A 25,664-nucleotide genomic window follows, 5' to 3' on the forward strand; every position below is an offset into this window, starting at 1 on the left:
ACTTTAAATATTTATAACAAAAAAAAATAAAACATTTCTCTTAAAAACCCGCATCTTTTTGCGGGTTTTTTCATTTCAGCCTGACTATAAGGGTATGAGAATAATCACAGATGAATTATATGCCGCGCTTATTGCGCATTTAGCAAAAGATGAAAAGGTATCGCTTTTTCAAAAGCTCTTGTTGAGTAAGCCGATGGAGCAAGACGCCGCGCCGCCTAGGGAAACACTTGAAAGCGAGCATGAGGGGGGGGCCGAATGAAATACCGCAAGGGATTTCCGCGAGGGAATATAGGATCAAGTAGATATTCGGTAGACGAAGATATCAAGGGTGGGGAAGGCTTATTTTTAATGCTGCCGGATAGGATATCCGGTCTTACCGTTGTAGGACACTTCTGGAAAGGTGACAAAAAGACACCGGGTACGGGAAGATTTAGGGTTGAGGTAACAAATAGTTGTCCGGAGAATGTCGGCTCTGACGGTACTGGAGGCTTTTGGGATTATCCGGCTGAGGGCTTTGGAGAATTTGACAAAGATGACGGCATTACGATTATCAATCAAATTACTGGAGTACGCATAACGTGTTTGGAAGCAGATGATCATTTGAATGTCTGCGTTACGGGGTAATACTATGAGATACGGACTTATTATGCCGGAGGTATTCCCTTTCGGCTTATTTATTAAACGCATCGAACAGACTAAAACAAGCGACGAATCCGGCGGAGAGAATATCTTCACGGTAGAACTGACAGATCACTCGCGGCGTCAATTCAAGGTGCGTAACGGTGCAAAAGGAGACACCGGAGACGCTGCGAGCATTAAAGAGATTACCGCATCCGTTGATAACGGTATCGGCACTCCATCCGTTTCCGTAAGCTCAACCGGCACCGGAACTGAAAAAAGTGTACACTTTATTTTTAAAAATCTGAAAGGTGAAACGGGCAATATCGCACTTACTGAAGAAGTAAAACAGCATATAAGCCAATCGGTCGCATCAGCGAATCAGTATACCGATGATGCGATCAAGGGTGTGAGTCAGAGCATTGATGCCGGCGATACCAATACATTACAGGCCGCTAAAACTTATACAGACCAGCAAGTACAGGTCGAAGCGCAAGCAAGAGTACAAGGGGATGTAAGCATGCTTGCCGATGCTAAGCGTTATATCAATGATTTGTTAATCAAAATCTTTCAAAACGGCTATATTCAATGGCCGTGGATGCCGATGCCTGATACGCTTTTTGCCTTTGAAGGATACCGCTGGGCAGAAGTAAACTATGACGGTTGTTTTTTCCGTGCGAAAGGAAAAGATGCTAATCCTTTTAACGGGGGTGAACAGGGGGATGCTATAAGGAATATTAAAGGGCTTGTAGGGATTGAAGGAGGTGTAAATCCTTCGGGGCCTTTTTATACAGAAAGCCCTTCGCCTAAGAATGTTGAAGCGTGGCAAACTTCCGCGCAGGGATATACCACAGAATCTACTTGCTTTGATGCCAGTCGGATCGTTCCGACTGCCGAAGAAAACCGGACGCGTAATAGAACCTTTATCATTTGGAAACTAGAGAAAATAGAGGGGTAAGAAGTTATGGAATACATCGAAATCAAAAGCAATATCATTACAGGACACTATTGCGGGGCAATACCGGAAAAGCACGACCCTGCAATTGAGTATCGGATCGTCGAAAATTGTGCGGTCAATATCGGCGATGATATCCGTATGTACACTGACTTACAGACAGGGACTAAAAAGCCGCTTACGCAGTTGGTTGAAGAAGGACTTGTCCCGGTGCCTGAAGGCAAGAAGCTCAATGAAGCCGGTACGGATTTTGTCGATATGACGGAAGCCGAAAAGGTTGCCGCCGGTCTTATTCAGCTCAAGGCCGATGAAAAGGTCGAGGGTGCTTACGTCGTCAAAAAGACTGAAAAAGAACAGTACGATGCAGGGCTTATCAGTAAGGATGAGTATAACGCTTTTATCGACAAGCAGCGAGAAGCCGCCTATCGACAAGAAGCGGATCCGCTGGGTATGCAGGTAATGCGAGGAGAGGTGGAAAAAACAGAATGGCTTGCAAAGATAGCAGAAATAAAACAGCGCTATCCGAAGGTAGAATAAACCATGAGTATAGAGGCACTCCAGCATAAAGAGCTAATCGTCATCGGCGTTATCATATTGGCTTTTATTCTAATGATAAAAAAGGGCGGAAAATATACCCTTTTTGGGCAAACATTAGAAGTTCCGATTGCCGGTAAAAAACAGACCGTAGACACAATCGGGCTTATGTATCTCATGAAAGATGCCTGCGAGCGGATAGAGCTGCTCCGTAAAGAACGCGCAGAAGATATATTGCCGGACATATCGTATTTATTAACCGGCATCAGCCGCCTTTCCTGTTGTATGTACCGAGCAGAGGCGATCCTTAATAAACGGTTGTACAAAAACGGATTTGAAGATTTAACCGTTCAGACGGTTAACGGCTATATCGAACAACTGAACGAGGAACTCTATAGCCACCTACAGCGCGAAATACACAACGCGGGACGATGCACCGCGCACCCGCCTGAACCGATAGAAAAGAGCAAAACATACGCAATTGCGAAGGAGTTCACCCGCAGGGCAGCAGCGATTTATTTGCGTGAGGTAAAGAGCAAGGCAATGATGTATGAGTCCTACCAGCCGCTTTTTGAAAAACTGGGAGACGCTATCCGTGTTGAATTTTGCAAAGAAAAGCGAGAAAAGAAAATGAAGCAGGCGGATGCGCTGCTTGAAGTGCTCCATGAACTGGAAGCTAAAAAAATTGAGGAGGTTTAACGATGGGAGTGATACGGGATATTGACCGGCTCAAGCCAGAACTTGCGAAGAGGACACGCGCTTTTTTAGCAGAACTGAAAAAGCGCGGTATAGAGGTAATCGTCCTTGAAACAGATCGTACGGTTGATACGCAGACGGCCTATTATGCGCAAGGGCGCAAGCCGCTTGAAGAAGTGAACGCCTTGCGTAAAAAAGCAGGTTTGTACCTTTTAACTGAAGCCGAGAATAAGCGCATTGTAACAAAGACAACGCAGTCAAGGCATTTTGGCGGCAATGCCGTTGATATTGCACCGGTAAAAGACGGCCGCGTCTGGTGGAATGCACCGGAGCAAGTCTGGAAAGAAATCGGCACTATCGGTGAAGAGTGTGGGCTTGACTGGTGTGCCGGCGGATACGGACAGGTCTGGGGCAAGGGCTGGGATAGTCCCCACTTTGAACTTATGAAGGGATAGGTACAAATGAGAATCACCAAGGAGCGGTTGATGAATGAGCAGCGATACGATTCTGCTAAAGACACATTGCTACACATAAAGCGTGTTAATGCCTTACTCTTGCAATTCTTGCAAGAGCTGATAAACAGGGCTGTAACACACGATGAATCGAAATTGCATGAACCGGAAAAAATGTTTTTTGATAAAATGACACCGCGGTTAAAAGCTTTAACGTATGGTAGTGAAGAGTATAAACAAGCATTGGCAGAATTAAAACCGGCTCTTGATCACCATTATTCTCATAACAGCCATCACCCTGAGCATTATGACAATGGAATAGATGACTTTACGCTTGCCGATTTAGTTGAAATGTTTTTTGACTGGAAGGCTGCGAGTGAACGGCATAATGATGGCGATGTTTTAAAATCTATCGAAATCAACAAGCAACGCTTCGGCTTGTCGGATCAGCTGTGTAAGATTTTCGAGAACACAGAACGGTGGTTGTGTATAAAAAAATACGATAAATCAAAAGGAGCGGTGAATGAATGAAAAGAATGTTTTTATTGTTTGCCTTATCTGTTTTTTGCTGTTTACTCTTTCCAGCTGCTGCACTGGAGCAGCAGTACGCGATAACGGAAACGGAGCTTATCAGGTTAGAGAGCATATCGGAGAACTTAGCGATAAGCAGGCAGAATCTGCTATTACAGGCGAGCGGCTTAGCGGAGCGATTGAGGGCGCAAGAGAGCAAAGCGAAAACCTTAGCGGCGAGCTTACAGCAAGCAGAGAAAACAGCGAACACCTTAAACAATCAATTACAGACGGAACGGGATACCTTGAAGAATTTGCGGACATCCTACAACAAATCCGAGCAAGAGGCGGCCGAAACAATAGCGGAAAAGCAAGCCCTAATTGACGAAAAAAAAGACACGATCCACCGGCTGACAATTACCGTTATAATGCTTTCAACAGCTCTTGTTGGAGCTATCGTTTTTGCAATCGTAAAATTAAAAAGATTTTTTCCGTTTTTACCGTAAAAACACACCGGAAGCCTAACTATAAAGGTGTAATGCGCAGAAGCTGACAGGCGCGTAATAAAAAAGATCAGCACTCACAATCGGCGAGCAACGCCGTAAAACGATGCGTAACGTGAAGAATATAAAAGAGGAGATGTATGAAGCGAGAATTTTTGGAAGGGCTTAACCTTGAAGCCGCCGTTATCGACCAGATTATGGCAGAGAACGGCAAGGACATAGAGCGCGAAAAACAAAAGACGCTCGCCGCTCAAGAAGATGCTAAGGAAACTAAAGCGCAGCTTGAAAAAGCGAATAAAACGCTTGAAGGCTTTGCAGACCATGAGCAAATAAAGGCCGATGTTGAAAAGTACAAAGCGGAAGCGGAAACGGCAAAAAAGGAAGCGGCAGCAAAAATCGCAAGCCTTGAGAGAACCGCGCAAGTAAAGGATTTTTTAAGCGGCAAAAAGTTTGTCAACGATATTACCCGTGATGCCCTCGCGGCAAAGCTCACCGAACAGCTCGGCAGTGAAGAGGCGAAGGGGAAATCGCTTGATGATTTATTTGCCGCCCTTACGAAGGATCAAAAAAACATCCTTGCCGACGATACCGCTCCCGCACCACCGGTACAAGGCAGCATGAAAGGCGGCTCGCACGCAGCCGATGAGCGGGCGGCAGCACGGGCGGTAATGGGCTTACCGCCTGAAAAAGACTAATACAAGGAGAATAAAAGAACATGGCGAATAACATTCTTACCTTTAAGAAGTACATCGATCAGCTTGACGATGTATACAAATACTCGTCCAAAACGGCTGTTTTGGAAACAAACCCCGCGCTGATAACGCAAGGGGCAAACGCCGGAGAGTTTGTCATCCCGAAGTTGGACATGGACGGACTCGGCGACTATAGCCGTAATGATGGGTATGTATCCGGCGGTGTTGACCTTAAAAACGAAACGGTCAAATGCGACTTTGACCGCGGGCGGCGTTTTACCGTTGACGCAATGGATAACGAGGAAACGGCAGGGGTTGCATTTGGCCGCCTTGCCGCCGAGTTTATCCGTACCAAGGTTACCCCTGAACTCGATGCGTATCGGTTCGCTAAATACGCATTAAAAGCCGGAACAAAGAAAGCGGCCACGCTCGCCGATGGTGGGGCTGTTATGCAAGCGATTACCGCGGCGATCGGTACGCTCGATGATGCGGAAGTGCCGGAGGAAGGGCGCTACCTTTTCCTTACCCCCGCGCATTTCAACGCTATTCATTCGCTTGATACCACCAAGTCAAGAGAGCTGTTAGCGACATTTGAAAGCCGCATTGTCAAAACTCCGCAATCGCGGTTCTACACTGCTATTGACCAGCTGAACGGCAAGGGCAGCGGAGAGGAAAAAGGCGGGTACAAAAAGAACGCAAGTGCGAAGGATGTCAACTTTATGATTATTCATAAAAGCGCTCTTATCCAGTTTTCAAAGCATGTCGTTGTAAGCATTTTCAGACCGGAAGAAAATCAGCTTGCCGACGGCTGGGCGTTCAATTACCGTTCGTACGGTATTGCCGACGTGTACGAAAACAAGAAGAACGGTATCTACCTGCATACGGCAGCATAATGGAAAAGAGGTGGGCGGTAAACCGTCCGCTTATTTACACTCTATAAATTAAGGAGGCGATAAAGATGCGCACAGTAGGATATATCCCCGAAGAGGGCGCGGAGCAGAAAAAAGAGCCGGTAACGGAACAGGGCGGAACGCCGGCAACGCCCGAACCGCCGGAGCCGAAAGACGACGGAACCGGAACACCGACACCGCCCGAACCGCCGGCTGATACCAGCAACACGACACCGCCCGAACCGCCGGCTGATACCAGCAACACGACACCGCCCGAACCGCCGGCTGATACCAGCAACACGACACCGCCGGAGCCGAAAGACGATCCCGGCAAAAAGGGCGGGAAGAAGGAATAAGCAATCAATGACACTCTTTGACAAAGTAACCTACGATTTTTACTCTCACACATTAGGACGAGCGGTTATTCCAACCGAGGCGGAGTTTAACACATACCGCCTAAAAAACGTTCTCTTTGTCAAAGGGTTATACGACGACGGTCTTATTGTAGAGCGCGAAGCGGACGGCATCGTAAAGGCTATCTGTATGATGATTGAAATAGATTATCAGGCAGGCGGCAATGACACCGTAACGACGAGCGAAAGTATCGGCGGCTATTCGTGGAGCGGCACAAAAAAGAGCCTTGAAGCGAAAAAGTACGAATACTTGAAGCTCTTTTGCCATATCACCGGCGGAGTGCGATAGGAGGTAAGGCGATGATAGGCAAACACCTTTTAATCCATTCCTGTACCGTGCAAGAGGTAAGCGGGTTAAACCGCGACGGCGGCGCGGAGTATGGAGAAAACATCTTACTCGAACACGTGCGGATAGTACCTGCATACAGTGTAAGGCGCGGCACCGTCGGTAAAGAAAAGGACGACAAATTACTTCTTTTTATCGACGGAGTAAACAGCACACCGCGCGGGTTTATACCCAAAACCGACAGCGCGGTATTTTGGCAAGGACAACAATACACCGTCCGCGCCGTAACTCCATGCTACACCGCTGGCAGAGGTTCGCTGGTGCATCATTGGGAGGTGTCGCTTGTATGACAATCGAATTTAAAGTAAAGCGGCTTGCCGAAGACGGTAAGATTATAAAAGCGAATGTCGTACAACGCATTGAAAGTGTACAAGGCTATCTTGATTACCTTGTTGTTAAAGACAGTAACTACTTTTGCCCGCTTGAAACAAGCGTCCTGCAAAAGTCGGCAATCATCAATACAACGATGGGGAGCGGGCTTTTAATCTGGCAGACACCGTATGCACGGGCGCAGTATTACGGGGAGGGATTCGACCATAGCAAGCAGCGCAACCCGAATGCGTGCGCGAAATGGTTCGAGGCGGCAAAGGCACGATGGCATTCAAAATGGGTGAGGTTTGTTAATGAAATGCTTAAAAATAGCTGAACGGGTTAATCAGTGGGTTGAAAAAAAAGGGCTCATTCCTTTTACCGTCTATAACGACCTTATTCCTTACGCCGACAAAGACGGGGCAGCGCTCCGGCACGATCCAGCCCCCGCAGCACAGCAACGCTATACCGACGGCTCACGCTTCGTAAGATGGAATCTTACCTACTATATCCGCTGTAAAGATGCCGAGAAAGCCCGCGAGTATGCTTATACCATTACCAGCGCCTTAGACGGAGTGGAGATAGAAGGGGAAGATGTAGACATTACATGCGAAGCGCTCACCCTGCCGCAATTTATCGGCAAGGATGATAAAGACTTTACCACCTACAGCGCAGCGATTGCCTGTAGTTATCTGGAAGAATAATGCCAAAGAGGAGGAAGAGAAAGACTATGGCAAAAAAGAAACTAGTACGTAAAACGCACGTCGTGCCGTTTGTCAACGTAGGAACCGACAGCGCACCCGATTGGCGGCGTATTGAAAAATCAAAAACGTTCACCCTTTCGACCAATCCGCAGGTAAAAACCTACGATTACATTTCAAGTGATATACCGGAAGAAGAAATCACCGGATATCAGCCGAGCCTTGCGCAGAGTCTCACCATGTGGAAAAACTCCGATGACTATGAAGAGTTTTTCGGTATGCTCTTTAAGTTGCCGACGGGTGAAAATGCACACCGCGATGTAATGGTCGCTTTTTACCAAGAGAAAGGGAAAAACGGCAGCGATGATGTGTACAAGGCATGGAAGGTTGACGCCTTGGTAAAAATCAGCCAGATGGATACGGTAGACGAAAGCATCAATTTTGACCTTTCGTTCAATAAAATCGTTATCGGCGCTCTTTCCTTTGCAAGCGGCAAGCCCGAGTTTATCAAAGGCGACTGGGCTGGCGAAACGTTCACCCCCGCAAGTTAAGGGCGTTTAGTGATCGATTTAACCAAAGCAAAGCTCCCCGAAGCGATAGAAGTTTCGGGGGCTTTTTACCGCATTCATACCGATTTCCGCTATTTTATCCGTTTGGAACAGGTGCTCAATGAGAAAGGCATGAAGCCGAACGACTGCGATTTTATGTTTATTCAAGAGTTACCCCCCGATAAAATAGCGGGCGTAAAGGCGCTTGTTGCTTTTATGAACCCGCCGCACACTTTACCCCGCAAGAGTAAGCGCGAGGATGCAGGCGCGCCGGTGCTCGATTACACCCTTGACGCCGATTTAATCTATGCCGCCTTTATGCAGCAGTATCATATTGATTTAAGTACCGAGCCTCTCCATTGGCACCAATTTAGCGCACTGTTAGCAGGCTTACGGGACACCAAGTTAAATGATGTTATCGGTTTTAGGCTCTGGGAAAACACGAGCGGTAAAAAGGACGAATACACCCGCGCAATGCAAAAGCTCCACGACGCATGGGAAATTGAAGTAAAGGATGAAGAAGAAGATGCCGCTCTTGCCGAGTTTGAAGCAAGGCTGAACGGCTTGCAGAAAAAGAAAAAAGGAAAAAGATAATGCCCGATGGAAGCGTAGAAATTAAAACTGAACTGGGTACCGAAGGCGTTGAAAAAGGCGTCAAAAAAATAAACAAAGAAATCCAGACGATAGGGAAAGAAGCGGAAAAGACGACGAAAAAAACGGCGGGCAATTTTAAGAAACTTGACACCGCTATGCAGGAAGCGTCAAGCACCGCCTCCGGTTTCGCTAATAAAATCAGTAACGCCGCCTCCTCTAACGGTCTCTACGTTGCCGCGGCCGTCGGGGCAATCGCCGCAACAAAGAAAATCGGCGAGATAATGCGGGAATGTACCGACGCATACAAGGTACAGGAAAAGGCAGAGAAAGCCCTTGAGGTTGCAGCACGGAACAACCCGTATTTAGACGGGCAAGCAGTCGCAGGATTAAAAGCATTTGCAAGCGAATTACAATCGGTGAGCGAAATCGGAGACGAGGTAAGCCTTAATCTTATGGCTCAACTCGCGGCAACAGGGCGCACGGAATCGCAAATCAAAGATATTATGAAGGCCGCCGCAGACTACGCAGCAGGAACCGGCACTGATATACAAAGCGCGGTACAAACCTTAAATGCCACTTTTTCAGGGCAGGCCGGAGCCCTTGGAAGACAGATTGAAGGTATAAAAAATCTTACAGACGAACAACTTAAAAACGGAGACGCGGTAAAGCTCATCTCAAAACACTATAACGGCTTAGCCTCTGAACTTGCTAATGTAAAAGAACAGGCAGAAAATGCAAAGGGAGATTTTAAAGAGATGGTCGGCGCCCTCATAGCTCCGGCCGTTGATCTTTGGGATCGTTTCTGGAAAGGGTTTTATGAAAAAGGCGCCGCCGCAATGAAATGGCTAAAAAAACGGCTTGACTTTATCAATACTGATAACGATGCTTTTTTGCATAATATGCTTGAGCGGATGGACTATGACCCTGTAAAGGAAGCAGAAAAGCAGCGAAAGCGGGATATGTACAAACCCGATCCCAATGATGCGCTTGACAGCGGAGCGGCGGCATATAAAGCGGTTGAAAAATGGTATGAAAAAGCGACACCGACAAAAAGGCTCGAAGATTCTTCTATTGAAGAGCTTGAAAAAATAATCGAGCAGCTACAGTTAAAAATAGAGCTTGCGGGGAAGTTGGGAGAAAAAGAGGAAGAACTTTTAGAAAAATCAACGGCACTGTTGGCGCAAAAAGAAAAAGCCGAAAAAGACAGAATTGCGACCGAAAACGCCGCGGCAAAAGCAGCAGAAGATCAAACGAAAGCACAAAAGACCGCCGACGATTACGCAGCGGCAAGCAATAAGCAGCTTGAAAATAACATTAAAGCCCTTGAGCTTGAAGCAAAGGCAAAGGGTGAGAACGTCAAGGCTCAAGACCTTTTCAATGTCTATCTAAAATCCTATATCGACTTACTCACGAACACGGAAGGGAAAATCAAAGAAGGTTTCCCTGTTGCACAAAAGCGGCTTGAGCAGGTAAACGCGGCGAAGGCTGCTGTTGATGCACAAACGGATGCGGAGAAAAAATTAAAGGCTGCGATTGAAGCAACCCATGCGGTAATGAACACCATCAAAGATATGAAAATAGCACCGACGCCGCTAGAGGGGTTCGACGAGCAGCTTGCGCAATATAAAACCCTTCGAGATAAAATAAAGGGCTTAGATGACGCAACAATCGAAAAAGCGCAGGAAGGAAACGATACAAAATATACGAAAGAGCAGCTATTAAAACAGTTGAAAGAAAAAGAGATTGCCCTTGAAAAAGAAAAGATACGGACAATCGCCGGTATGCAAAAAAACGAAGAAGAGGCATTCCGCGAGCGGCAACAGCAACTTTTAGACCTTAAACGGGCAATCGATGCAAGCGAGGTTTTAAGCGAAGAGGAAAAGGAAAAAGCGAAAGCAGAGATAGACGAAAAGTATGCGCAAGCAAAAATAGAGCGCGCCCGCACCGTTATGGAGCAAGTCAATCAGTACACGCAGCAAGCGCTACGGGTTGCGCAAGATGCCGCAAAGCTGATGCTTGAATCCATTCAGAATGAGCAAAAGCTAGAACTTGCCGCCCTCGACGAGAAGTACGAAAAAGGCGAAATGTCCGAAACCGAGTACACCGCGAAAATGAAAGAGATAAAAAAGAAAGCGGCGCAAGAAGAATACAAGGTTAAGATGTTTCAATGGACGGCTTCTATGCTTGCCGCCGTCGCAAACATTGCCGAGGGGGTAAGTAAAACGATTGCGCTCGGCTTTCCTATCGGGCTTGCCACCGCTCCGATTGTCGCCGCAGCAGGCGCGGTACAAATTGCCTCTATCGTCGCAAGTAAGCCGATACCTCCGAATTTTGCACACGGCGGTATAGTAGGAGGTTCCAGCTATTACGGAGACAACGTCAACGCGAATGTTAATTCAGGCGAGATGATTACAAACTTTCCGCAGCAGAAACGATTATGGGCAATGCTGAACGGAGAGAGGCAATATAAACCCTCTTTCCCTATCACCGTCAACAATACGCAATCAAACCGTGTCAGCGCGTATGCCCAAGAGCAAAACGGAGAAGTCTTTATAGAAATTATCGATAAGCATATCAATAAAGGCTTTGCAGACGGCACGTATGATAAAGGCTTTGCCGGTATGCAAGCACGAAGCGCAGGGGTAAATATTCAATGATTACATTCCCTTTTCCCATTACAAAACTGTACGGCGTTCAAACCGGATACGTCGATAATGCCGTAAAGCAGCAATATGATTCAGGGCGCGTCGTCGCATGGCAGAAAAATACGGTGGTAAAGCGCAAGTATGCCGTATCTTGCTCCGTAACACGGGCGCAGGCTCAAATTTTTGACGAATGGTACACCAAAACCCTCGGCGGTAACGGTCAACCCTTTAGCGCGCCGAACCTCGAAGGATCGGCAGTGCAAACAGTATACCGGATGGATAGCCCGCCGACGATTGAGGGGCAAGCGTATAAAACGATATCGATGGAATGGATAGAAGTATGACAAAGGCTGAACTTTTTCAATCGCTATCCTCTGGCGGTGCGTATGCCCTGCCGTATTTAATTACAATCCACCATCCGAACGTCGGGGCGGCGCACTATATCAATAATAATGAAGACGTAACCTATCACGGGATAACGTATGAAGCAAGCGCCTTTAAATATACCCGCCCTAAAACAGTCGGCGGCGTCCTACAGAACGGAACCCTTGAAATCACCGGCGTTAAAACATGCGCCCTCGATATGGTAGAGGCAAGCGATGAGCTATTCACCGTTGACGTTATCGGTGTACTCGACGCCGCAGGGGATATAACACCGATCCGCTATTTTCACCATCAATACGGAACGGTTACCACCGACAACGGTTTAAAAGTCGTTATCTCGTTTACCAACGATGATAGGCTTGAAATGAATTTCCCACCGTTTATATTTGACGCCGACAATAACCGCGGAAACGCGTAAAAGCATGACTATAGTAGTATGATAGAAGTAAACGATTTAATCGGTGCATCGTATAAAGACCACGGGCGGGATAAATCAGGGTATGACTGTTACGGTCTTTGTATCGAAGTCGCCCGCCGCGCGGGGTACCGCTTAGACGACGTGTACTATGAAGATCACAGCGTACATTTAAGCCATCTTTATGCGCCGACGCTTAACGTGCATAAAATCGACACGCCAAAAGAGGGCGCGCTTTTAGAGATGGAAACACACACGGAATCGGGGACAGATTTACATCTCGGCGTCTGTTTAAACGAAACCGAATTTATTCACATGACGCGGCTCGGCTGTCGAGTTAATCGCATCGGAACTTTTAAAATAAGGGGCATTTATGGCATTGATACACGTTTATAATAGCATCGGGCAAGACGTAACAACGTATGAAGCGAACGGCGTTTTAAAAGATGTGCTTAACAATATCGACTGGGAACACGCACTTATTTTAAAAGCAGGCAAGGCAATTCCATGCGATTATGAAGCGCAGGATGATGACATTATCTTTATCAGAAAACTGCCCAAAGATCCCGTTTCAGCTCTGATTGCAGTTTCTGTCGTGCTTGCCGTTGCCGGTATTGCAGCCGGTGTCGCCGTCGGCGCGGCGCTTTATAATCAGCAACTGGAACTTGAAGAAATGCAAAAAGCGCAGAAAAACACAAAGGCAAAGAACGCTATAGAGCGTCTCCCTTTTGTTAAAGGCGCACAAAATAGAGCCGCAACCGGTCAGTATTTCCCGTACACTATCGGCGAATCGTTATTCACTCCCTACCTTTTATGCCCTCCGCACTACACCATTGAAGGAGTGCGCGGAGAGGATCAGTATTTAAATCTGGTTTTAGAATGCGGCTTTAATGATATTCTTATTAAAAAGCTTCAAATGAAAAACACGTCCGTTAAAACGTGGAACACCGAAACCCCGCAAAACGGCGTATTCAATTTTGATGCCGGTACCTATTATGATAGCCGTAACCGTATCGAAATTAGGCAGACCGGAGATTTTGCCATCGATGCCTTTAATAAAAAGATTATCGGCGTAAGCGTAAATAAGCAAATCCCGCACGAACACGCAGGGGAGGATGCGGAAGAGAACGCGCGCATTGAAAAAGAATGGAAAGCGGGCGTCGTTCAGGAATTAGCATCAAACCCTATGGCGGTAGAGGTTATTGTTCTTTTTGACGGCCTCCGTAAGTTTGAAGAGGATGTGTGGAAAGCACAAAGCGTAACCCTTCAGGTAGAATGGACAAACAACCCCGAAGATGCGGAACCTGTATGGACACCGTTTGATTCAGGGTTTGTCCAGAACGGCACCGCCTCAAATACATTCGAGTATAATACGAAAAAACAGATGCGCTATTGCGCAACGCAAACCTTTACCGCTTCCCAAAGTTATGGCAAGAAAATCAGCGTGAGAGTTAAGCGCGTTACCCCCAAGGCAAAGAGTAACAGTCAAGAAAATGTAATCCTTTTAGCCGTGCAGACGACCTGCTACGATGCGAAAAAATCAAACAAAGATACCTTAGTCGCCGCGCAACTGTTAGAAGCCGACAAGCGCGACAAATGTACAAGGGTCGGTATTCGTGTTGTCGCAAACGAGAACACCGCCGATATGCTCGATAGCTTTTCCGTTATTCAATCCGGCATCGCCCGCGTCTGGGATAAAACCGCAAAGAGCTGGAGCGATGCAAAAGTGCCGACACGGAACCTCGCTTCATGGGTGCTTGAAATCCTTACCAGCCCCCACCATAAGCCGAGCCGATACGCCGACGATGAACTTGACTTAGCTTCTTTCGGCGCATGGTATGAGTACTGCGAAAAAGAAGGATTTTATGCCGATGGCGTTATCACCCGCGGTGAGAAAAAGAAAAACACGATCGATACCCTCTGTCAAAACGGAAACGCTGCCTTAATCTATAACGAGTTTACCGGCAAGATTGAAGCGGCAATCGATAACGGCCGGCCATATTCGGTTGCGCTTCTTAACAGCGAAAACATTATCAGCATACAGACAAGCAAGGACTTTAAACGAAAAACCGACGGTAAAAAAGTTACCTACATAAACCGAGACGCAGGATACGACGCCGATAGTGTCGTTTTTATGCGAAGCGGTAAAGAGTATAACCCCGAAACCGACACCATCAGCATAACCGCCTTAAAGTATATCACCGATTATAAGATGGCGTATAAATACGTCTGGCGGCAGATGGCGGAAGAAGCAGCGCACCCCCGTACCGTCGTCGTAAAGGTTGGAGCGGAGGGCGCATACTATCCGCTTTTTAGCCGCGTTGAAGTACAGCATAGAGCCTTGCCCGTCGGCCTTTCTCATGCAGTGGTAAAAGAGGTTACATGGTGGGGCGGCTTATTAAAAACAATCACCCTTGACGGGTGTGTCGATTTTCCGGAAGGGAAACGATGCGGCGTTCTTATTCACTGTATCGATAATAAAGGGCATGGTATTTGTGCCGTTGAAGTTGCAGGCGTCGGAAAAACCGACACGCTCAAAGTCGTTTCAAAAGTGCGCCAGTCTGCCGATAGTATTCCGCATTCAGGCGATGTATTAAGTTTCGGTATCCTCGACACGGACGGCGGATTTCAGGCGGTTACCCGTACAATGAAAATCGTAAACATAGAACCGGCAGACCACGGCTATAGCTTAACCTTAAAAGACTACAACCCCGCTCTTTACGAATATGGGGCGCTGCCGGAGTATAAAAGTAATATTACCGATATCCCCGACGGCAACCCCAAGCCGCACCCTTCCGATAAAGGATACGTAACCCGCGACGAATTGAAAAAGGTAAACGAGCAAGCGGTAAAGCAAGCCGCCCTCGAAGCGGCCGCAAAAGCCGCGCAAGCAGCGATTGACGTAATAGCCCGCGGCGATACTTTTTCCGATGTCTTTCAACTGAACGGGTACGGAACCTCTCTTGAAAATTTGATTGATAAGATGGACGAGGACGCCCGCAACGCCAAGGACGGATTATCCATTACCAAGGACGAAATCCTTTTGAAGGTATCGGACACGGAAGAGGGCTTACAATCCTATATCGGCATTACCAAAGACGAAATCCTTGCAAAAGCCGACGATATGCGCCGCGAGCTTACCGCCCTTTTAAACGTGCAGGCAGGGGCAATCCACGCCCTCGTAAAAGGCGGCGGGGCAACGGGGCAGATGGCATTAACCCTCAACCTCCCCGTTATGATTGACGAGGCAACCCGCGAAAAACTCATAAAAGCAAGCTCGCTTGAAAAGGTTAACGCCGTATACGCCAAGGTAAAAGATACCGACTATTACGGCATTAAACCGGATGCCGGAGCTGCGATAAAACCGCTCTGGGAAGACGCCCGCCGCGCCGCCTTGCTGGCAAGTCAAATAAGCCTTGAAGCGGATCAGATACAGTTCAAGTCCGATAATATTTTTGTAAATGGTAAGCTTAAAGCAGACTATATCAACGTCCTTGAATTAGCCGCAAAAAAGACGTTTACTGAAAAGCTGATTGTACAAAAGCTGCACATCGATAGCGACGATACAACACATCAGGATTTTGAAGCATGGTTTGATAAAGATAATGGGTTGAAGATAAAAAACAAGGGAGAGGAGATATTCAAAGTTGATACCGCGGGTAATGTCTTCGCGAAAAATGCGACGTTGGAAAATGCGGTATTAGTAAACGGTGTCTTTTCAGGAGCTATCAATACCCCTGTTTTTGAGATAAAGAAAACAATATCAAAGACCAAGGAAGTAGCTATTAATACAAATGAAAGTTTAAAATCAGTATATTCAAAATATGGAGCGTTTTATTTTGAATGCATAGATAAAAACAAGAATATTGACTTGTTCATGGCTAGTCTGCGCTACATTGCTAGCAGGAACGAAACAAGTAAATACCCAATGCAAGTAGGAAATACAACCGTGTGGATTGATGTTACGGTTGATGAAGATTGTTATCAACTGTACTTATACACATACGAAAAAGCATTTAGATATGAATATGTCGAAATATTGTCAAGTTCTGATACGCGCCTTGTACGAGAAGGTCTCTTGCTTGATCAACGAGTTCCTAAAAACATTTTGCTCAGTGCAAATGCAGGTGGTACCACAATGAAAATCAAAAACTTACCTGCTGTTCCAGGCGAAACAGGAAGTCTTTATACCTACAAGCATCCTTTGTTTGGGGATACAAAAATTTTATGTATCAGTCCTTAGTACTTTATGATGATTTTTTTACCTTGGATATCCACCTTTAAAATAATGTTATCGGGAATAGAAACTGCAAGCGGCTGTATTTTCTGAGGATTAAATATCTGTGCAGAAGACGTTTGCCCTTCATTAAGCGTTTGGGCATCAAACAAATTGTGTATATCTGATACCCTTATTTTTTTGTCAATTGTATTATAAATAGTAAAGGTAACAGGTTGAGCATTTAAAATCTCATAGCGCGTATCAGTAACTTTATTCAAATAATTACGCCCAATACTCACAAGCGAAACATCACCATTATCGTACATAGGCAACAAAAGGGATTTACCTGAATCTACTGTAAATTTATAAGATAAAATTTGTTTTTCATCCTCTTTAAAATTTCTTGCATCAACTGTTGCAGCATAATCAGATTTATTTTCAATGATGGTGTCTTTTGTTTTATACATTTGACACCCCGCCAGCGCTAAGACCAGCAGCAATAAAACAGCAAGTTTTTTCATTCTTGACCTTCCTTCAATATAGTATGTAAGTTCGTTAAATCAATCGTTCCGAGCTTAAATTTATAATCCATATAATCTATTTCAATAACAACTCTTATTGAATTTTCATGCAAAAGTAAAGCTCTAAATTCTTCCTGTTCTTTATCGCTTATATAGAACTGGCTAGAATGATTTTTTACAGAAAAAGATTTTGTCTCACCATTGTTTAATTTTACATAAACGGTTCCATCACCGGAATATTTGTCACCATTGAGCCTTTTTACTATAAAAAATACGTCCTCTTCATCTACACATAGATTAGCCCTAAATTCTGTTACACCGCCAAATGTATTGGGAGACGTTCCAAAAATCGGTTCAGAACAGAGATACCATTCATTGGTTTTATCATCAAACTTATCGATATAATACAGTTTTTCAAATTCAGTAGCAGCGAGGGATGTATAAAACATACAAAAGACAATGATTAAACTGTAAATCTTTTTCATACAACGCACCTCATTTGATAGTATAGCGCGAGAAAGGCGGGAGCGCAAGGGCTTATTTTGCGCTTATAGCACCGGTTCTCTTGCCTCCAGCCTGACTATAGGGGTATGAACGAAGAACTTACATAACTACGCGGAGGTCTTTATGAAAAACACTGCAAAAAATACGGTTGTATGTTACAATGCCAATATGACAAAGGCATTTAAAACAATTTATACCCTTCTTAACCGGCTTGAAAAAGGCCTTGACTATGAAGATTTTGACGCCGAAAAAGAAATTAGCCCCAAAGCGCTCAAAATTACCGAAAATCGATGGAACGCCTATATCAAAATGCTTAATGATGCCGGTTATATTACCGGCGTAAGAATTGACGATTATATAAACGGCGAGGTCGATATTGACATATCGGAAGTCAGTTTGACGCTTCAAGGATTACAGTATTTAGCGGAAAATACCATGATGGTGCGGATGTGGAACGCATTCAAAACGGTTAAAGAAGTGAAAGATGCTATAGTTCCATAAAGAATATCGCACCTTATGCCGATATGCGCATCGGGAGGGAATGTCTACTTTTAGGAGGTATCCCTTATGCGTAAACCGTGGAGTATGCACAAACGGAACGGCATTTATCAGACACAGATGTATGATTACAAAAACAAGCGGTATTGTACTGCCAAAAGCACCGGCACAAAAGACCGGAATGAAGCACTACTCATCGCCTATCGGCGGGCGATGGAGTTTGATAGCGGTATTGCGACAGAGTACACCGAATGGGTTAAGAATGTTTCAATGATAACGCTTTCCAATGAAAAGCGTCCGCTTAATACTGAAATAGCGGCGCTGGTACAGGCAGCCTGTCAAGATGCTATCGCTCAAGCGTTGCAGGGTACCCAATGTAGTAAAAACACACAGCGGCCATATTCCGTATCAGCAGCAGAGTACGAAGATGCGCCGGAAGAGGTTAAGCCGCTGCTTGATCAGCTTCCAACACTTACCTTTTATGATTATCTCTTGTTGTATTGGAACTATGATGAAAGTCCTGATATAAAAGAACGCATCAGCAAAGGCGAAACACCACCGAACCCTGAACGTTTCCGTCAGTCAACCGGAATACTGAAAAAATATGCCGCTAATATACCTTCTTGCCCGCTTATCGAAATCACCGGCGCAAAGATTGACGCTATGCTCGGCGCGATTAGAAATGCCGGTAAGCTCAAAGAGCAGACGATGAAAAATATCAGCTATATTTTTATTCAAGCCCTGCATTTTGCCTATCGGAACACTCTGCTTGCCCGGGATGTTGCGCAGCAGATAACCCCTGTTTCAAAAAACACACGAAAGAAAGCCAAGAAAGAAGCAGAAAAAGCAATTTTCAAAACAGAAGAGATACAGCGGCTTTTTAATGCCGATGATAACCCTTTCGGTTCGGAAACATTCCGGCTGATAAATGAACTACTTTTTAAAACCGGCTGCCGTATCGGAGAGTTGCAAGCGCTCCAGATGCAGGACGTTATAAAAACAGAGCAAGGCTATGTACTCAAGATTGATAAGAACTATTGCAGGGCGGGAAAGCGGATCAAGAGCACTAAAACGGAACGGCGCGACCTTGTCCCCATCTCTCCCGATCTTGCGGCAAAGCTGCTAGCGCACATCGAAAAAAGCCCTTTTAAAGACATACCGACAGCGTTTGTTTTTAGCTCCGCAAAAAATGCGTATACCCCACTCTGTTACGAAAGTATCAGCAAGAATTTTAACAAGACAATGATTAAGCTCAGCATAAAAAAAACGAACTTAACCATTCACAGCTATCGGCATACATTCGCGACTTTTTTACGCATGGCCGGATATTCGGAAGAGCAACTCCGGTTTCTGACGCGGCATGACAGTATAGTAGAAGTACACCGCTATACCGACCACTACACCCCTGATATGGAGCGGTTGAAGTATCAGGCGGCTGCCGATATTGAGCGTCTTGCAGCGTAGACAGCTATAGAACGGCTTAACACATACAAAGTTCTCACCTACTGAACGGTACCGGATACGCCTGACAGGCAAGATATATGCAAACAGTTTGCAAAAGAAGCTGAAAAGGCCTAAAAACCGATAAAAATTATCAAAAAGATACCAAAAACACAAAATCATGCTTGACAAGAGCGCGCACATAGCTTAGTATAAAGACAGTTAGAGAACACAATGTTTTTGTAAGACAAAGTGTAAGATAACGAGTTAAAAATATGTACTAAAAACGCCCAAAAACGAGCGTTTTTGCCTATCTTTTAGCATTTTTCCTTGGTGCACAATTAAGAATTAATTGCGGACAAACAGTCTCATCATCGCAAAAACAAGATATCCGGCAGTTTGATAATTTTGTTTCCGTAGCTTCAAGTTCCCTTTACCGAAGTTATCATACGGTATTACATCGATAATCGGCAGATCATGGAGCAGCTTTTTTATATTGACGAAAGCAAAGGGGTAATTATAATATAATTATGGATTCAATAATTTTTGAATGGGATCCGGTAAAAGCAGATTTGAATTACGCAAAGCACAAAGTAACTTTTGAGGAAGCAAAAACCGTATTCTATGATGAAAATGCACTATTGATTGCAGATCCTGATCATTCAAATATAGATGAAGATAGGTTTATTATGCTTGGTTTGAGTTCAGAAATGCATATGCTGCTCGTTTGTCATTGCTATAGAGAAAATGACAGAATCAGAATAATTTCTGCAAGAAAAGCAAATTTGCAGGAATCAAAACAATACGGAGGTAATTAATATGAGAGACGATTATGATTTTTCAAACGGAATCAAAAATCCCTATGCAGATAAATTAAAGAAACAGATTACCATCCGTCTTGATGACGAAGTAATCAATTATTTTAAAAATATGGCAGAGGAAACAGGTATGCCGTATCAGAATATAATTAATTATTATCTAAAGGATTGTGTAAAAGAAAAAAGACACTTGGAAGTTGCATTTCGGGAATAGACGGTACTGTCATATCCATTCCCTATCACAACAAAAAGAACTGCTCAGGTGTGTATGTCGGAATGCGTGATAATTTAAAATCGGAAATATTACGGGAAAGTATATAATCAATATTGAATTTAACGGCACTGACTTCGATTACTGCGTCTTCATAATCCGTTATTGGTGATAGTAATGAAGCTTTCAGTATTGTTTCATCAATTGGAATAATCTGAAAAATATCAAACAATGTTGAAATAGTAGTCACTACTTTATTTTTATCTTTTTGTTCTTTGAATAAAAAATATGATAATGTTGTAACTTCATGTGCACAAATGTACCCCGTTAATACACTTTCAGCGCACATATTAATGAGTCGCGCAGCTTCTTGATGAAAATTTCGTTTGTTTAAAAAATCAAGAATGATATTTAAATCAATGAGCACTTTTTTCATTGAATATTTGCCTTAATTCGGTTTTATCCGGAATGGGTGAGTTATGAAATATTCCGTATAAAGCCTGCACCTTTGACTGGAGCGGCTGTGTTTGATTATTTGTTTTTAATTTGCTTAAATACTGTTCAAATAACTTTGAGATGGACAAACCGTTTTGACGGGAATACGTATGGGCGAAGTTAATGAGTTCATCATCGATATTAAGTGTCAGTTTTTTTTGCATAGCCTTCTCCTACGTATAAAATATAATAATACACGTAATAATTGTCAAGGAATCGAACTTTCTCGCTAACCTTACTGCTGCTCCCCTTACACCTCCGAAATTTCATATAGAAAGAATACGTCTGCTTTAAGTATTTCCGTTATATTTGCCCTGCCTATCTTGAATTTTCCTCTTGACTTTTGAGGGGGGGGGATGTCTGTATTGCAAGTCAGAGAATGTCCTGAAGATATTTATAGAAAAATTTCATACGTTACAAAAGCTGAAAATAGAACTATAGCGCAACAAGTAATAGATGTATTATGCCGTATTAGCAAGAAGAAATGATGCAACACTCATCACTAATGATCACCATAGCATATAGCAATCGACAACCCCTGCACCTTGCGTCTCGGAGTTGTCGATTTGTCTGATACATTTACTTTGATAAAAAAATCGGCTTACCAGCTTTCCTGTCTGATTACGTAATCGGTGAAGGAATGATTCGCCAGTGCTTCTTTTACTTTTTCAAGATCGTCAGGCTGTATGCCCGGAAGGACAACCCGTACCGATTTTTCAGTACGCTCATACGCAGGGTCGAATCCTGCTTTTCTCAGTTGGACAACAAGCCGCAGCGCATTTTCTTCCCGTGCAAAAGCGCCCAGCTGAATTCTCCACAACACGCCTGAAGTACCTTGTGAATAAACCGGAGCCGGAGTTTGTGCCGGTTGTGCGGAAGCTGAACGGTTTGCAACACCTTTAACGGTATCAGGCTTTGCCGGTTGTTGATCTACAGATGCCGGTTGTCTTTGTGTTGTGTTAGGTTGCGATGCTTGTGCTTGTGTTACTTTAGACGGTGCCGTTTGCGCTTCTGCTGCTGTGCCGGAACCTTTAGCAGGTATATCGGACATCGCCTCCTTCTGAACAGGCACTACTTCGGGTTGCGTACCTGAGGCGAGAGGTGTTTCTTTTTGTGCAGATTTTGCCGGTGTGTCGCTGTAAACATCAGTTGTTGCAACGAGTGCTGCATGATCAAGCGAATCAACCTTTTTAATCGAAACTCGTGTAATACCGCGGCTAATCATTCCCAACGATTTAGCGGCAGCTTTTGATAAATCTATCTCGCGGTTTGGGACGAATGGGCCGCGGTCGTTTACGCGTACCACCACTTTTTTCCCGTTTTCAAGATTGGTTACTTCAAGAAAAGTTCCGAACGGCAGTGTTTTGTGGGCTGCCGTATAGGCATTCATATCGAAAATTTCGCCGCTTGACGTCGGACGACCGTTAAAAGCCTCTCCGTAATAAGATGCATAAGTTTCTGCTGTGAGTAATTCTTCCGCTCCAAGGGGTAATAACAACAATGCCCCCACTAGAGCTGACAGTACATGGTATTTTCTCATAAGATCCTCCCATAGCTTCATATAGACAATATCGGAAAACAAGAAAAAAAATTAAGTGCAAAAGAGGAAAGCATTTTTAAGGAATTAACGGGGAATATGCTCTATTGAGCCTAAAGCTTTATGATACGGGAGACTATATAAACATTGTGTATAAATAAGGCAGGCGATGTAAGAAGCTGCCGGAGACGAGACTTGAACTCGTACGACCGTTTCCAGTCAAGGGATTTTAAGTCCCTGGTGTCTACCAATTCCACCACTCCGGCAAAGATGATATACTATACCGGAAATTATAGAGGCGGTCAAGATTGTTTACAGACTCTCATTGTCATTTACATCATATTTCTCAAAAAACGGCACACTTTCCGCTGATACTGAAAGCGATGCAGGAAGAAAGGTATCCTTTTATAATGGATATAGGAACCGATGCCGGAGATTTTACACCACGGTATAACACCGTTGCGGAAGCTTGCGGCAAAGACGGCTCTATACCCGATTTTATCCATTTTTCTGCGGGATTGTGGCCGGGGCGTGCCGCTATTGAACATCAGGTAGAGGCATTGCAAAAGCTTGAAGCCGATATTCAAGCGATTCTCAAAAGCGGGCAGTTGTATACGGCAGTCGGAGAATGCGGTATAGACCGGTATTGGAACCATGCCGGAGCAACCGGTACGGGAACCGGTGATCTCGCCGGTGAAGAAACGCTGTTTAAAGAACAGCTTGCCCTTGCCAAACGGTACGGATTGGCTGTGATTATTCATTCACGCGACGGTTTTGAACCGACGCTCCGTTGTATCGACGAAGTAGGCTGGCATCGAGGTGTCATTCACTGTTTCTCGTACAGGAAGAAGGAAGCCGAAGCTTTTTTAGAACGGGGCTGGTATCTTTCATTTCCGGGTACCATCACATACACTGACAATGCGAAAACGGCTTCTGAAATAGCGGAACTGGTACGCATGGTGCCTGACGATAAACTACTATTGGAGACGGATGCCCCGTATCTCGCCCCTCAACCGGTTAGACGGGCGGTAAACACCCCGTTGAATATTCCATATACCTATCAAGCTGCAAGTAAATACCGGCAGTGTTCGGTAGAACACTTATGCGAAATTGTGCACCGGAACTGCCGCCGGCTTTTTTCGCTGCTGTGTAAAACCCCGGACAGCCGTGTCCGTTCTGCATAGCCAGCGCTTTTGAAAATAGTGATACCGGATACAAGGCGCGAACAAAAATAAAGTGGAGGCGTACTTGTTGTACGTCGAGCATTTATTTTTGTGTAGCAACGCCGTAGACGGTATGCATATTTTCAAAAGCACAGTTGACAGGCTCAATATCTTTTCTTACTATGGTAAGATATGAATAAACACATTACAGCAGACGAACTTCGTTCCAAGTATATTGCATTTTTTAAAAGCAAAAATCATGTGGAAATTTCCGGTAAGTCGGTAATTCCGGAAAATGATCCTACCGTATTATTTACTACCGCAGGTATGCATCCGCTTGTTCCCTATTTGATGGGCGAACCGCATCCTGCCGGAAACCGTTTAACGGACTATCAAAAGTGTATCCGTACCGGAGATATTGACGCGGTAGGAGATGCTTCTCACCTTACCTTTTTTGAAATGTTGGGAAACTGGTCGCTCGGCGACTATTTTAAGAAAGAAGCAATCGGGTTTAGTTTTGAATTTTTAACCAGTCCGCAGTACCTTAATATCCCGATCGATCTCCTTTCGGTAACGGTCTTTGCAGGAGATGACAAAGTGCCGCGCGACACCGAATCCGCGGAGATTTGGGAAAAGCACGGTATCCCGAAAGAACGGATTCACTTTTTGCCCCGCGAGGATAACTGGTGGGGTCCCGCAGGAGAAACAGGTCCGTGCGGTCCCGACACCGAAATGTTCATCGACACGGGAAAACCTGCGTGCGGCGCCGAATGCCGTCCGGGCTGTAGCTGCGGTAAATACGTCGAAATATGGAACGATGTTTTTATGCAGTATCGCAAGGAACAAGACGGTTCATATCACACGCTGGAGCGGCATTGTGTTGATACCGGCATGGGGATTGAGCGTACTGTTGCGATGTTGCAGGGCAAGAAATCCGTCTACGAAACCGAGATTTTTACCCCGCTGATTGCCGCAATCGAAAAGATTACCGGCTACCAATACGGTAGCGATGCTGAAAAAGATGTTTCCGTCCGTATTATTTGCGATCATACGCGAGCCGCTACCGTTATCTTGGGAGACCCGAAAGCGGTGCTGCCGTCCAATGTTGGAGCCGGGTATGTACTCCGCCGCATTATTAGACGGGCTGTTCGCCACGGCAGGAAACTTGGTATCGAAGGTACTTTTTTGGCAACTCCGGCAAAGGTGTTCATTGAGCAGTACAAGGGCGCATATCCCGAATTAAAAGAAAAAGAAGCATCCATCTGCGCCGAGCTTGAGGCGGAAGAAAAACGCTTCCTTGAAACCCTCAAAAAAGGCGAGGCGGAATATGAAAAAATGAAGCCGAACCTGTTAAAGAATGCTAAAAAAATTATCCCGGGCAGGCTTGCCTTTAAACTCTACGATACTTACGGCTTCCCCATCGAGCTTACCGAAGAGCTTGCGCGGGAATCGGGTTTAACCGTTGACAAAGCGGAATTTGAAGAGGCCTTTAAGAAGCATCAAGAACTATCCCGTGCGGGCAGTGAGCAAATTTTTAAGGGCGGTTTAGCCGATCATTCCGAGCAAACCACTGCATATCATACGGCAACGCACCTTTTACATAAGGCGCTGCGAATGGTTCTTGGTGATCATGTTGAACAGAAAGGGTCTAATATTACGGTAGAACGGCTCCGCTTCGACTTTTCTCATCCGCAACCGATGACTGCCGAAGAAAAGGCGGAAGTTGAACGCATTGTCAACGAGCAGATCCAAGCTGATTTACCAGTTACTATGGAAATAATGTCGCTTGAAGAAGCAAAACAATCCGGTGCGATGGCGCTCTTCGGTGAAAAATACGAAGATACCGTCAAAGTATACTCCATCGGGAACTTTTCCAAAGAAGTATGCGGCGGCCCTCACGTAGAACACACAGGAGTACTCGGCCGGTTTGTAATCCAGAAAGAACAATCGTCATCGGCCGGGATTAGACGTATCCGTGCGGTGCTTACAAAATAGGACACACGGGATCTGTAAGTAACTTACTGGCGGTTCGGTTGTTTACTAATATCAAAAA

The 25,664-nt window shown here is 45.1% G+C and carries 33 protein-coding genes and 1 tRNA gene; 28 read left to right on the forward strand and 6 right to left on the reverse strand.

From position 1 onward, the window contains the following. Positions 1 to 94: 94 nt before the first annotated feature. The 22 genes from E4N65_RS00210 to E4N65_RS00315 all read left to right on the forward strand — a co-directional run bounded on the left by E4N65_RS00210 (position 95) and on the right by E4N65_RS00315 (position 16,448). Positions 95 to 259: a hypothetical protein gene (locus E4N65_RS00210; protein WP_253673462.1), complete on the forward strand. Its 165-nt coding sequence runs from the start codon at positions 95 to 97 to the stop codon at positions 257 to 259. Further along, entirely contained in the window at positions 256 to 624 is a 369-nt protein-coding gene (locus E4N65_RS00215; protein WP_253673464.1) for a hypothetical protein, read from the forward strand. Before E4N65_RS00210 ends, E4N65_RS00215 begins: the two co-directional genes overlap by 4 nt. A gap of 4 nt (positions 625 to 628) precedes the next feature. Beyond that, complete coding sequence (locus E4N65_RS00220; protein WP_253673466.1) at positions 629 to 1,576, forward strand: hypothetical protein; 948 nt, start codon at positions 629 to 631, stop codon at positions 1,574 to 1,576. 6 nt (positions 1,577 to 1,582) lie between these two features. After that, positions 1,583 to 2,110, forward strand: coding sequence for a hypothetical protein (locus E4N65_RS00225; RefSeq protein ID WP_253673468.1), 528 nt, complete (start codon positions 1,583 to 1,585; stop codon positions 2,108 to 2,110). A gap of 3 nt (positions 2,111 to 2,113) precedes the next feature. Then, the gene (locus tag E4N65_RS00230; protein WP_253673470.1) at positions 2,114 to 2,806 is read left to right on the forward strand and encodes a hypothetical protein; all 693 of its coding nucleotides are present in this window, start codon (positions 2,114 to 2,116) and stop codon (positions 2,804 to 2,806) included. Positions 2,807 to 2,808: 2 nt separating this feature from the next. Beyond that, complete coding sequence (locus E4N65_RS00235) at positions 2,809 to 3,258, forward strand: M15 family metallopeptidase (protein ID WP_253673472.1); 450 nt, start codon at positions 2,809 to 2,811, stop codon at positions 3,256 to 3,258. Positions 3,259 to 3,264: 6 nt separating this feature from the next. Further along, positions 3,265 to 3,786 (forward strand): DUF5662 family protein, encoded by a 522-nt coding sequence (locus E4N65_RS00240; protein WP_235619659.1) that lies wholly within the window; start codon positions 3,265 to 3,267, stop codon positions 3,784 to 3,786. Next, positions 3,783 to 4,271 carry a hypothetical protein gene (locus E4N65_RS00245; RefSeq protein ID WP_253673474.1) on the forward strand — a complete coding sequence of 163 codons (489 nt, stop codon included), beginning with the start codon at positions 3,783 to 3,785 and terminating at the stop codon, positions 4,269 to 4,271. Before E4N65_RS00240 ends, E4N65_RS00245 begins: the two co-directional genes overlap by 4 nt. A gap of 137 nt (positions 4,272 to 4,408) precedes the next feature. Then, entirely contained in the window at positions 4,409 to 4,963 is a 555-nt protein-coding gene (locus E4N65_RS00250) for a phage scaffolding protein (protein ID WP_253673477.1), read from the forward strand. Positions 4,964 to 4,983: 20 nt separating this feature from the next. Further along, positions 4,984 to 5,853: a hypothetical protein gene (locus E4N65_RS00255; RefSeq protein WP_044015300.1), complete on the forward strand. Its 870-nt coding sequence runs from the start codon at positions 4,984 to 4,986 to the stop codon at positions 5,851 to 5,853. Positions 5,854 to 5,918: 65 nt separating this feature from the next. Further along, positions 5,919 to 6,206, forward strand: a complete 288-nt coding sequence (locus tag E4N65_RS00260; RefSeq protein ID WP_044015298.1) for a hypothetical protein — start codon at positions 5,919 to 5,921, stop codon at positions 6,204 to 6,206. Between the two features lie 7 nt (positions 6,207 to 6,213). Further along, positions 6,214 to 6,552 (forward strand): hypothetical protein, encoded by a 339-nt coding sequence (locus E4N65_RS00265; RefSeq protein ID WP_253673479.1) that lies wholly within the window; start codon positions 6,214 to 6,216, stop codon positions 6,550 to 6,552. Positions 6,553 to 6,563: 11 nt separating this feature from the next. Beyond that, positions 6,564 to 6,899, forward strand: coding sequence for a putative minor capsid protein (locus E4N65_RS00270; protein ID WP_253673481.1), 336 nt, complete (start codon positions 6,564 to 6,566; stop codon positions 6,897 to 6,899). Next, positions 6,896 to 7,255, forward strand: coding sequence for a minor capsid protein (locus tag E4N65_RS00275; protein ID WP_253673484.1), 360 nt, complete (start codon positions 6,896 to 6,898; stop codon positions 7,253 to 7,255). Before E4N65_RS00270 ends, E4N65_RS00275 begins: the two co-directional genes overlap by 4 nt. Then, positions 7,233 to 7,622, forward strand: coding sequence for a phage tail terminator protein (locus E4N65_RS00280; protein WP_162664446.1), 390 nt, complete (start codon positions 7,233 to 7,235; stop codon positions 7,620 to 7,622). Before E4N65_RS00275 ends, E4N65_RS00280 begins: the two co-directional genes overlap by 23 nt. A 26-nt stretch (positions 7,623 to 7,648) precedes the next feature. Beyond that, entirely contained in the window at positions 7,649 to 8,170 is a 522-nt protein-coding gene (locus E4N65_RS00285; RefSeq protein WP_253673486.1) for a hypothetical protein, read from the forward strand. A gap of 9 nt (positions 8,171 to 8,179) precedes the next feature. Further along, entirely contained in the window at positions 8,180 to 8,761 is a 582-nt protein-coding gene (locus E4N65_RS00290) for a Gp15 family bacteriophage protein (RefSeq protein WP_253673488.1), read from the forward strand. Then, entirely contained in the window at positions 8,761 to 11,418 is a 2,658-nt protein-coding gene (locus E4N65_RS00295) for a hypothetical protein (RefSeq protein ID WP_253673490.1), read from the forward strand. Before E4N65_RS00290 ends, E4N65_RS00295 begins: the two co-directional genes overlap by 1 nt. Further along, positions 11,415 to 11,750 carry a hypothetical protein gene (locus E4N65_RS00300; protein ID WP_016519277.1) on the forward strand — a complete coding sequence of 112 codons (336 nt, stop codon included), beginning with the start codon at positions 11,415 to 11,417 and terminating at the stop codon, positions 11,748 to 11,750. The genes E4N65_RS00295 and E4N65_RS00300 overlap by 4 nt, the downstream gene beginning before the upstream one ends. Continuing rightward, complete coding sequence (locus E4N65_RS00305; protein ID WP_253673491.1) at positions 11,747 to 12,208, forward strand: hypothetical protein; 462 nt, start codon at positions 11,747 to 11,749, stop codon at positions 12,206 to 12,208. Before E4N65_RS00300 ends, E4N65_RS00305 begins: the two co-directional genes overlap by 4 nt. 18 nt (positions 12,209 to 12,226) lie before the next feature. Beyond that, positions 12,227 to 12,601 (forward strand): NlpC/P60 family protein, encoded by a 375-nt coding sequence (locus E4N65_RS00310; protein ID WP_162664440.1) that lies wholly within the window; start codon positions 12,227 to 12,229, stop codon positions 12,599 to 12,601. After that, on the forward strand, positions 12,579 to 16,448 hold the full coding sequence (locus tag E4N65_RS00315) for a phage tail protein (RefSeq protein ID WP_253673492.1): 3,870 nt from the start codon (positions 12,579 to 12,581) through the stop codon (positions 16,446 to 16,448). Before E4N65_RS00310 ends, E4N65_RS00315 begins: the two co-directional genes overlap by 23 nt. Here the strand turns inward: E4N65_RS00315 and E4N65_RS00320 are convergent. Together E4N65_RS00320 and E4N65_RS00325 are read right to left on the reverse strand one after the other, a co-directional pair. Then, positions 16,445 to 16,945, reverse strand: a complete 501-nt coding sequence (locus E4N65_RS00320; protein WP_253673493.1) for a hypothetical protein — start codon at positions 16,943 to 16,945, stop codon at positions 16,445 to 16,447. The genes E4N65_RS00315 and E4N65_RS00320 overlap by 4 nt on opposite strands. Then, positions 16,942 to 17,430 (reverse strand): hypothetical protein, encoded by a 489-nt coding sequence (locus tag E4N65_RS00325; protein ID WP_253673494.1) that lies wholly within the window; start codon positions 17,428 to 17,430, stop codon positions 16,942 to 16,944. The genes E4N65_RS00320 and E4N65_RS00325 overlap by 4 nt, the downstream gene beginning before the upstream one ends. A 142-nt stretch (positions 17,431 to 17,572) precedes the next feature. On the opposite strand from E4N65_RS00325, the gene E4N65_RS00330 reads away from it, so the two are divergent. The 4 genes from E4N65_RS00330 to E4N65_RS00345 all read left to right on the forward strand — a co-directional run bounded on the left by E4N65_RS00330 (position 17,573) and on the right by E4N65_RS00345 (position 20,419). Continuing rightward, positions 17,573 to 17,950 carry a YjcQ family protein gene (locus tag E4N65_RS00330; RefSeq protein ID WP_253673495.1) on the forward strand — a complete coding sequence of 126 codons (378 nt, stop codon included), beginning with the start codon at positions 17,573 to 17,575 and terminating at the stop codon, positions 17,948 to 17,950. Between the two features lie 66 nt (positions 17,951 to 18,016). Continuing rightward, a complete protein-coding gene (locus E4N65_RS00335) occupies positions 18,017 to 19,411 on the forward strand; it encodes a tyrosine-type recombinase/integrase (RefSeq protein WP_253673496.1) in 1,395 nt (464 codons plus the stop codon). 506 nt (positions 19,412 to 19,917) lie between these two features. Beyond that, positions 19,918 to 20,205, forward strand: coding sequence for a BrnT family toxin (locus E4N65_RS00340; RefSeq protein ID WP_253673497.1), 288 nt, complete (start codon positions 19,918 to 19,920; stop codon positions 20,203 to 20,205). A gap of 1 nt (position 20,206) precedes the next feature. Beyond that, complete coding sequence (locus tag E4N65_RS00345; RefSeq protein ID WP_016522635.1) at positions 20,207 to 20,419, forward strand: BrnA antitoxin family protein; 213 nt, start codon at positions 20,207 to 20,209, stop codon at positions 20,417 to 20,419. 25 nt (positions 20,420 to 20,444) lie between these two features. Here the strand turns inward: E4N65_RS00345 and E4N65_RS00350 are convergent, their stop codons facing one another. The 4 genes from E4N65_RS00350 to E4N65_RS00365 all read right to left on the reverse strand — a co-directional run bounded on the left by E4N65_RS00350 (position 20,445) and on the right by E4N65_RS00365 (position 22,714). Then, entirely contained in the window at positions 20,445 to 20,852 is a 408-nt protein-coding gene (locus E4N65_RS00350; protein ID WP_253673498.1) for a PIN domain-containing protein, read from the reverse strand. Then, a complete protein-coding gene (locus E4N65_RS00355; protein ID WP_253673499.1) occupies positions 20,833 to 21,075 on the reverse strand; it encodes a DUF6364 family protein in 243 nt (80 codons plus the stop codon). The genes E4N65_RS00350 and E4N65_RS00355 overlap by 20 nt, the downstream gene beginning before the upstream one ends. A 437-nt stretch (positions 21,076 to 21,512) precedes the next feature. Further along, entirely contained in the window at positions 21,513 to 22,451 is a 939-nt protein-coding gene (locus E4N65_RS00360; RefSeq protein ID WP_253673500.1) for a septal ring lytic transglycosylase RlpA family protein, read from the reverse strand. Positions 22,452 to 22,628: 177 nt separating this feature from the next. Then, a tRNA-Leu gene (locus E4N65_RS00365) sits at positions 22,629 to 22,714 on the reverse strand. Positions 22,715 to 22,756: 42 nt separating this feature from the next. Between E4N65_RS00365 and E4N65_RS00370 the strand changes: the two genes are divergently transcribed. Together E4N65_RS00370 and E4N65_RS00375 are read left to right on the forward strand one after the other, a co-directional pair. Beyond that, a complete protein-coding gene (locus E4N65_RS00370) occupies positions 22,757 to 23,632 on the forward strand; it encodes a TatD family hydrolase (protein WP_253673501.1) in 876 nt (291 codons plus the stop codon). A gap of 171 nt (positions 23,633 to 23,803) precedes the next feature. Next, positions 23,804 to 25,606, forward strand: a complete 1,803-nt coding sequence (locus E4N65_RS00375; protein WP_253673502.1) for an alanine--tRNA ligase — start codon at positions 23,804 to 23,806, stop codon at positions 25,604 to 25,606. Positions 25,607 to 25,664 lie beyond the last annotated feature (58 nt).

Source organism: Treponema sp. OMZ 855, from assembly GCF_024181145.1.
GTDB lineage: Bacteria > Spirochaetota > Spirochaetia > Treponematales > Treponemataceae > Treponema.

What these genes read in the sequence shown, in the direction of transcription:
- E4N65_RS00320 (WP_253673493.1), bottom strand. Translation starts at nt 16,945, where the DNA reads ATGAAAAAACTTGCTGTTTTATTGCTGCTGGTCTTAGCGCTGGCGGGG.
- E4N65_RS00295 (WP_253673490.1), top strand. Translation starts at nt 8,761, where the DNA reads ATGCCCGATGGAAGCGTAGAAATTAAAACTGAACTGGGTACCGAAGGC.
- E4N65_RS00235 (WP_253673472.1), top strand. Translation starts at nt 2,809, where the DNA reads ATGGGAGTGATACGGGATATTGACCGGCTCAAGCCAGAACTTGCGAAG.
- E4N65_RS00255 (WP_044015300.1), top strand. Translation starts at nt 4,984, where the DNA reads ATGGCGAATAACATTCTTACCTTTAAGAAGTACATCGATCAGCTTGAC.
- E4N65_RS00355 (WP_253673499.1), bottom strand. Translation starts at nt 21,075, where the DNA reads ATGCAAAAAAAACTGACACTTAATATCGATGATGAACTCATTAACTTC.
- E4N65_RS00315 (WP_253673492.1), top strand. Translation starts at nt 12,579, where the DNA reads ATGGCATTGATACACGTTTATAATAGCATCGGGCAAGACGTAACAACG.
- E4N65_RS00330 (WP_253673495.1), top strand. Translation starts at nt 17,573, where the DNA reads ATGAAAAACACTGCAAAAAATACGGTTGTATGTTACAATGCCAATATG.
- E4N65_RS00270 (WP_253673481.1), top strand. Translation starts at nt 6,564, where the DNA reads ATGATAGGCAAACACCTTTTAATCCATTCCTGTACCGTGCAAGAGGTA.
- E4N65_RS00230 (WP_253673470.1), top strand. Translation starts at nt 2,114, where the DNA reads ATGAGTATAGAGGCACTCCAGCATAAAGAGCTAATCGTCATCGGCGTT.
- E4N65_RS00225 (WP_253673468.1), top strand. Translation starts at nt 1,583, where the DNA reads ATGGAATACATCGAAATCAAAAGCAATATCATTACAGGACACTATTGC.
- E4N65_RS00300 (WP_016519277.1), top strand. Translation starts at nt 11,415, where the DNA reads ATGATTACATTCCCTTTTCCCATTACAAAACTGTACGGCGTTCAAACC.
- E4N65_RS00210 (WP_253673462.1), top strand. Translation starts at nt 95, where the DNA reads ATGAGAATAATCACAGATGAATTATATGCCGCGCTTATTGCGCATTTA.
- E4N65_RS00360 (WP_253673500.1), bottom strand. Translation starts at nt 22,451, where the DNA reads ATGAGAAAATACCATGTACTGTCAGCTCTAGTGGGGGCATTGTTGTTA.
- E4N65_RS00305 (WP_253673491.1), top strand. Translation starts at nt 11,747, where the DNA reads ATGACAAAGGCTGAACTTTTTCAATCGCTATCCTCTGGCGGTGCGTAT.
- E4N65_RS00340 (WP_253673497.1), top strand. Translation starts at nt 19,918, where the DNA reads ATGGATTCAATAATTTTTGAATGGGATCCGGTAAAAGCAGATTTGAAT.
- E4N65_RS00260 (WP_044015298.1), top strand. Translation starts at nt 5,919, where the DNA reads ATGCGCACAGTAGGATATATCCCCGAAGAGGGCGCGGAGCAGAAAAAA.
- E4N65_RS00245 (WP_253673474.1), top strand. Translation starts at nt 3,783, where the DNA reads ATGAAAAGAATGTTTTTATTGTTTGCCTTATCTGTTTTTTGCTGTTTA.
- E4N65_RS00250 (WP_253673477.1), top strand. Translation starts at nt 4,409, where the DNA reads ATGAAGCGAGAATTTTTGGAAGGGCTTAACCTTGAAGCCGCCGTTATC.
- E4N65_RS00350 (WP_253673498.1), bottom strand. Translation starts at nt 20,852, where the DNA reads ATGAAAAAAGTGCTCATTGATTTAAATATCATTCTTGATTTTTTAAAC.
- E4N65_RS00335 (WP_253673496.1), top strand. Translation starts at nt 18,017, where the DNA reads ATGCGTAAACCGTGGAGTATGCACAAACGGAACGGCATTTATCAGACA.
- E4N65_RS00215 (WP_253673464.1), top strand. Translation starts at nt 256, where the DNA reads ATGAAATACCGCAAGGGATTTCCGCGAGGGAATATAGGATCAAGTAGA.
- E4N65_RS00375 (WP_253673502.1), top strand. Translation starts at nt 23,804, where the DNA reads ATGAATAAACACATTACAGCAGACGAACTTCGTTCCAAGTATATTGCA.
- E4N65_RS00345 (WP_016522635.1), top strand. Translation starts at nt 20,207, where the DNA reads ATGAGAGACGATTATGATTTTTCAAACGGAATCAAAAATCCCTATGCA.
- E4N65_RS00280 (WP_162664446.1), top strand. Translation starts at nt 7,233, where the DNA reads ATGAAATGCTTAAAAATAGCTGAACGGGTTAATCAGTGGGTTGAAAAA.
- E4N65_RS00240 (WP_235619659.1), top strand. Translation starts at nt 3,265, where the DNA reads ATGAGAATCACCAAGGAGCGGTTGATGAATGAGCAGCGATACGATTCT.
- E4N65_RS00275 (WP_253673484.1), top strand. Translation starts at nt 6,896, where the DNA reads ATGACAATCGAATTTAAAGTAAAGCGGCTTGCCGAAGACGGTAAGATT.
- E4N65_RS00285 (WP_253673486.1), top strand. Translation starts at nt 7,649, where the DNA reads ATGGCAAAAAAGAAACTAGTACGTAAAACGCACGTCGTGCCGTTTGTC.
- E4N65_RS00265 (WP_253673479.1), top strand. Translation starts at nt 6,214, where the DNA reads ATGACACTCTTTGACAAAGTAACCTACGATTTTTACTCTCACACATTA.
- E4N65_RS00310 (WP_162664440.1), top strand. Translation starts at nt 12,227, where the DNA reads ATGATAGAAGTAAACGATTTAATCGGTGCATCGTATAAAGACCACGGG.
- E4N65_RS00325 (WP_253673494.1), bottom strand. Translation starts at nt 17,430, where the DNA reads ATGAAAAAGATTTACAGTTTAATCATTGTCTTTTGTATGTTTTATACA.
- E4N65_RS00220 (WP_253673466.1), top strand. Translation starts at nt 629, where the DNA reads ATGAGATACGGACTTATTATGCCGGAGGTATTCCCTTTCGGCTTATTT.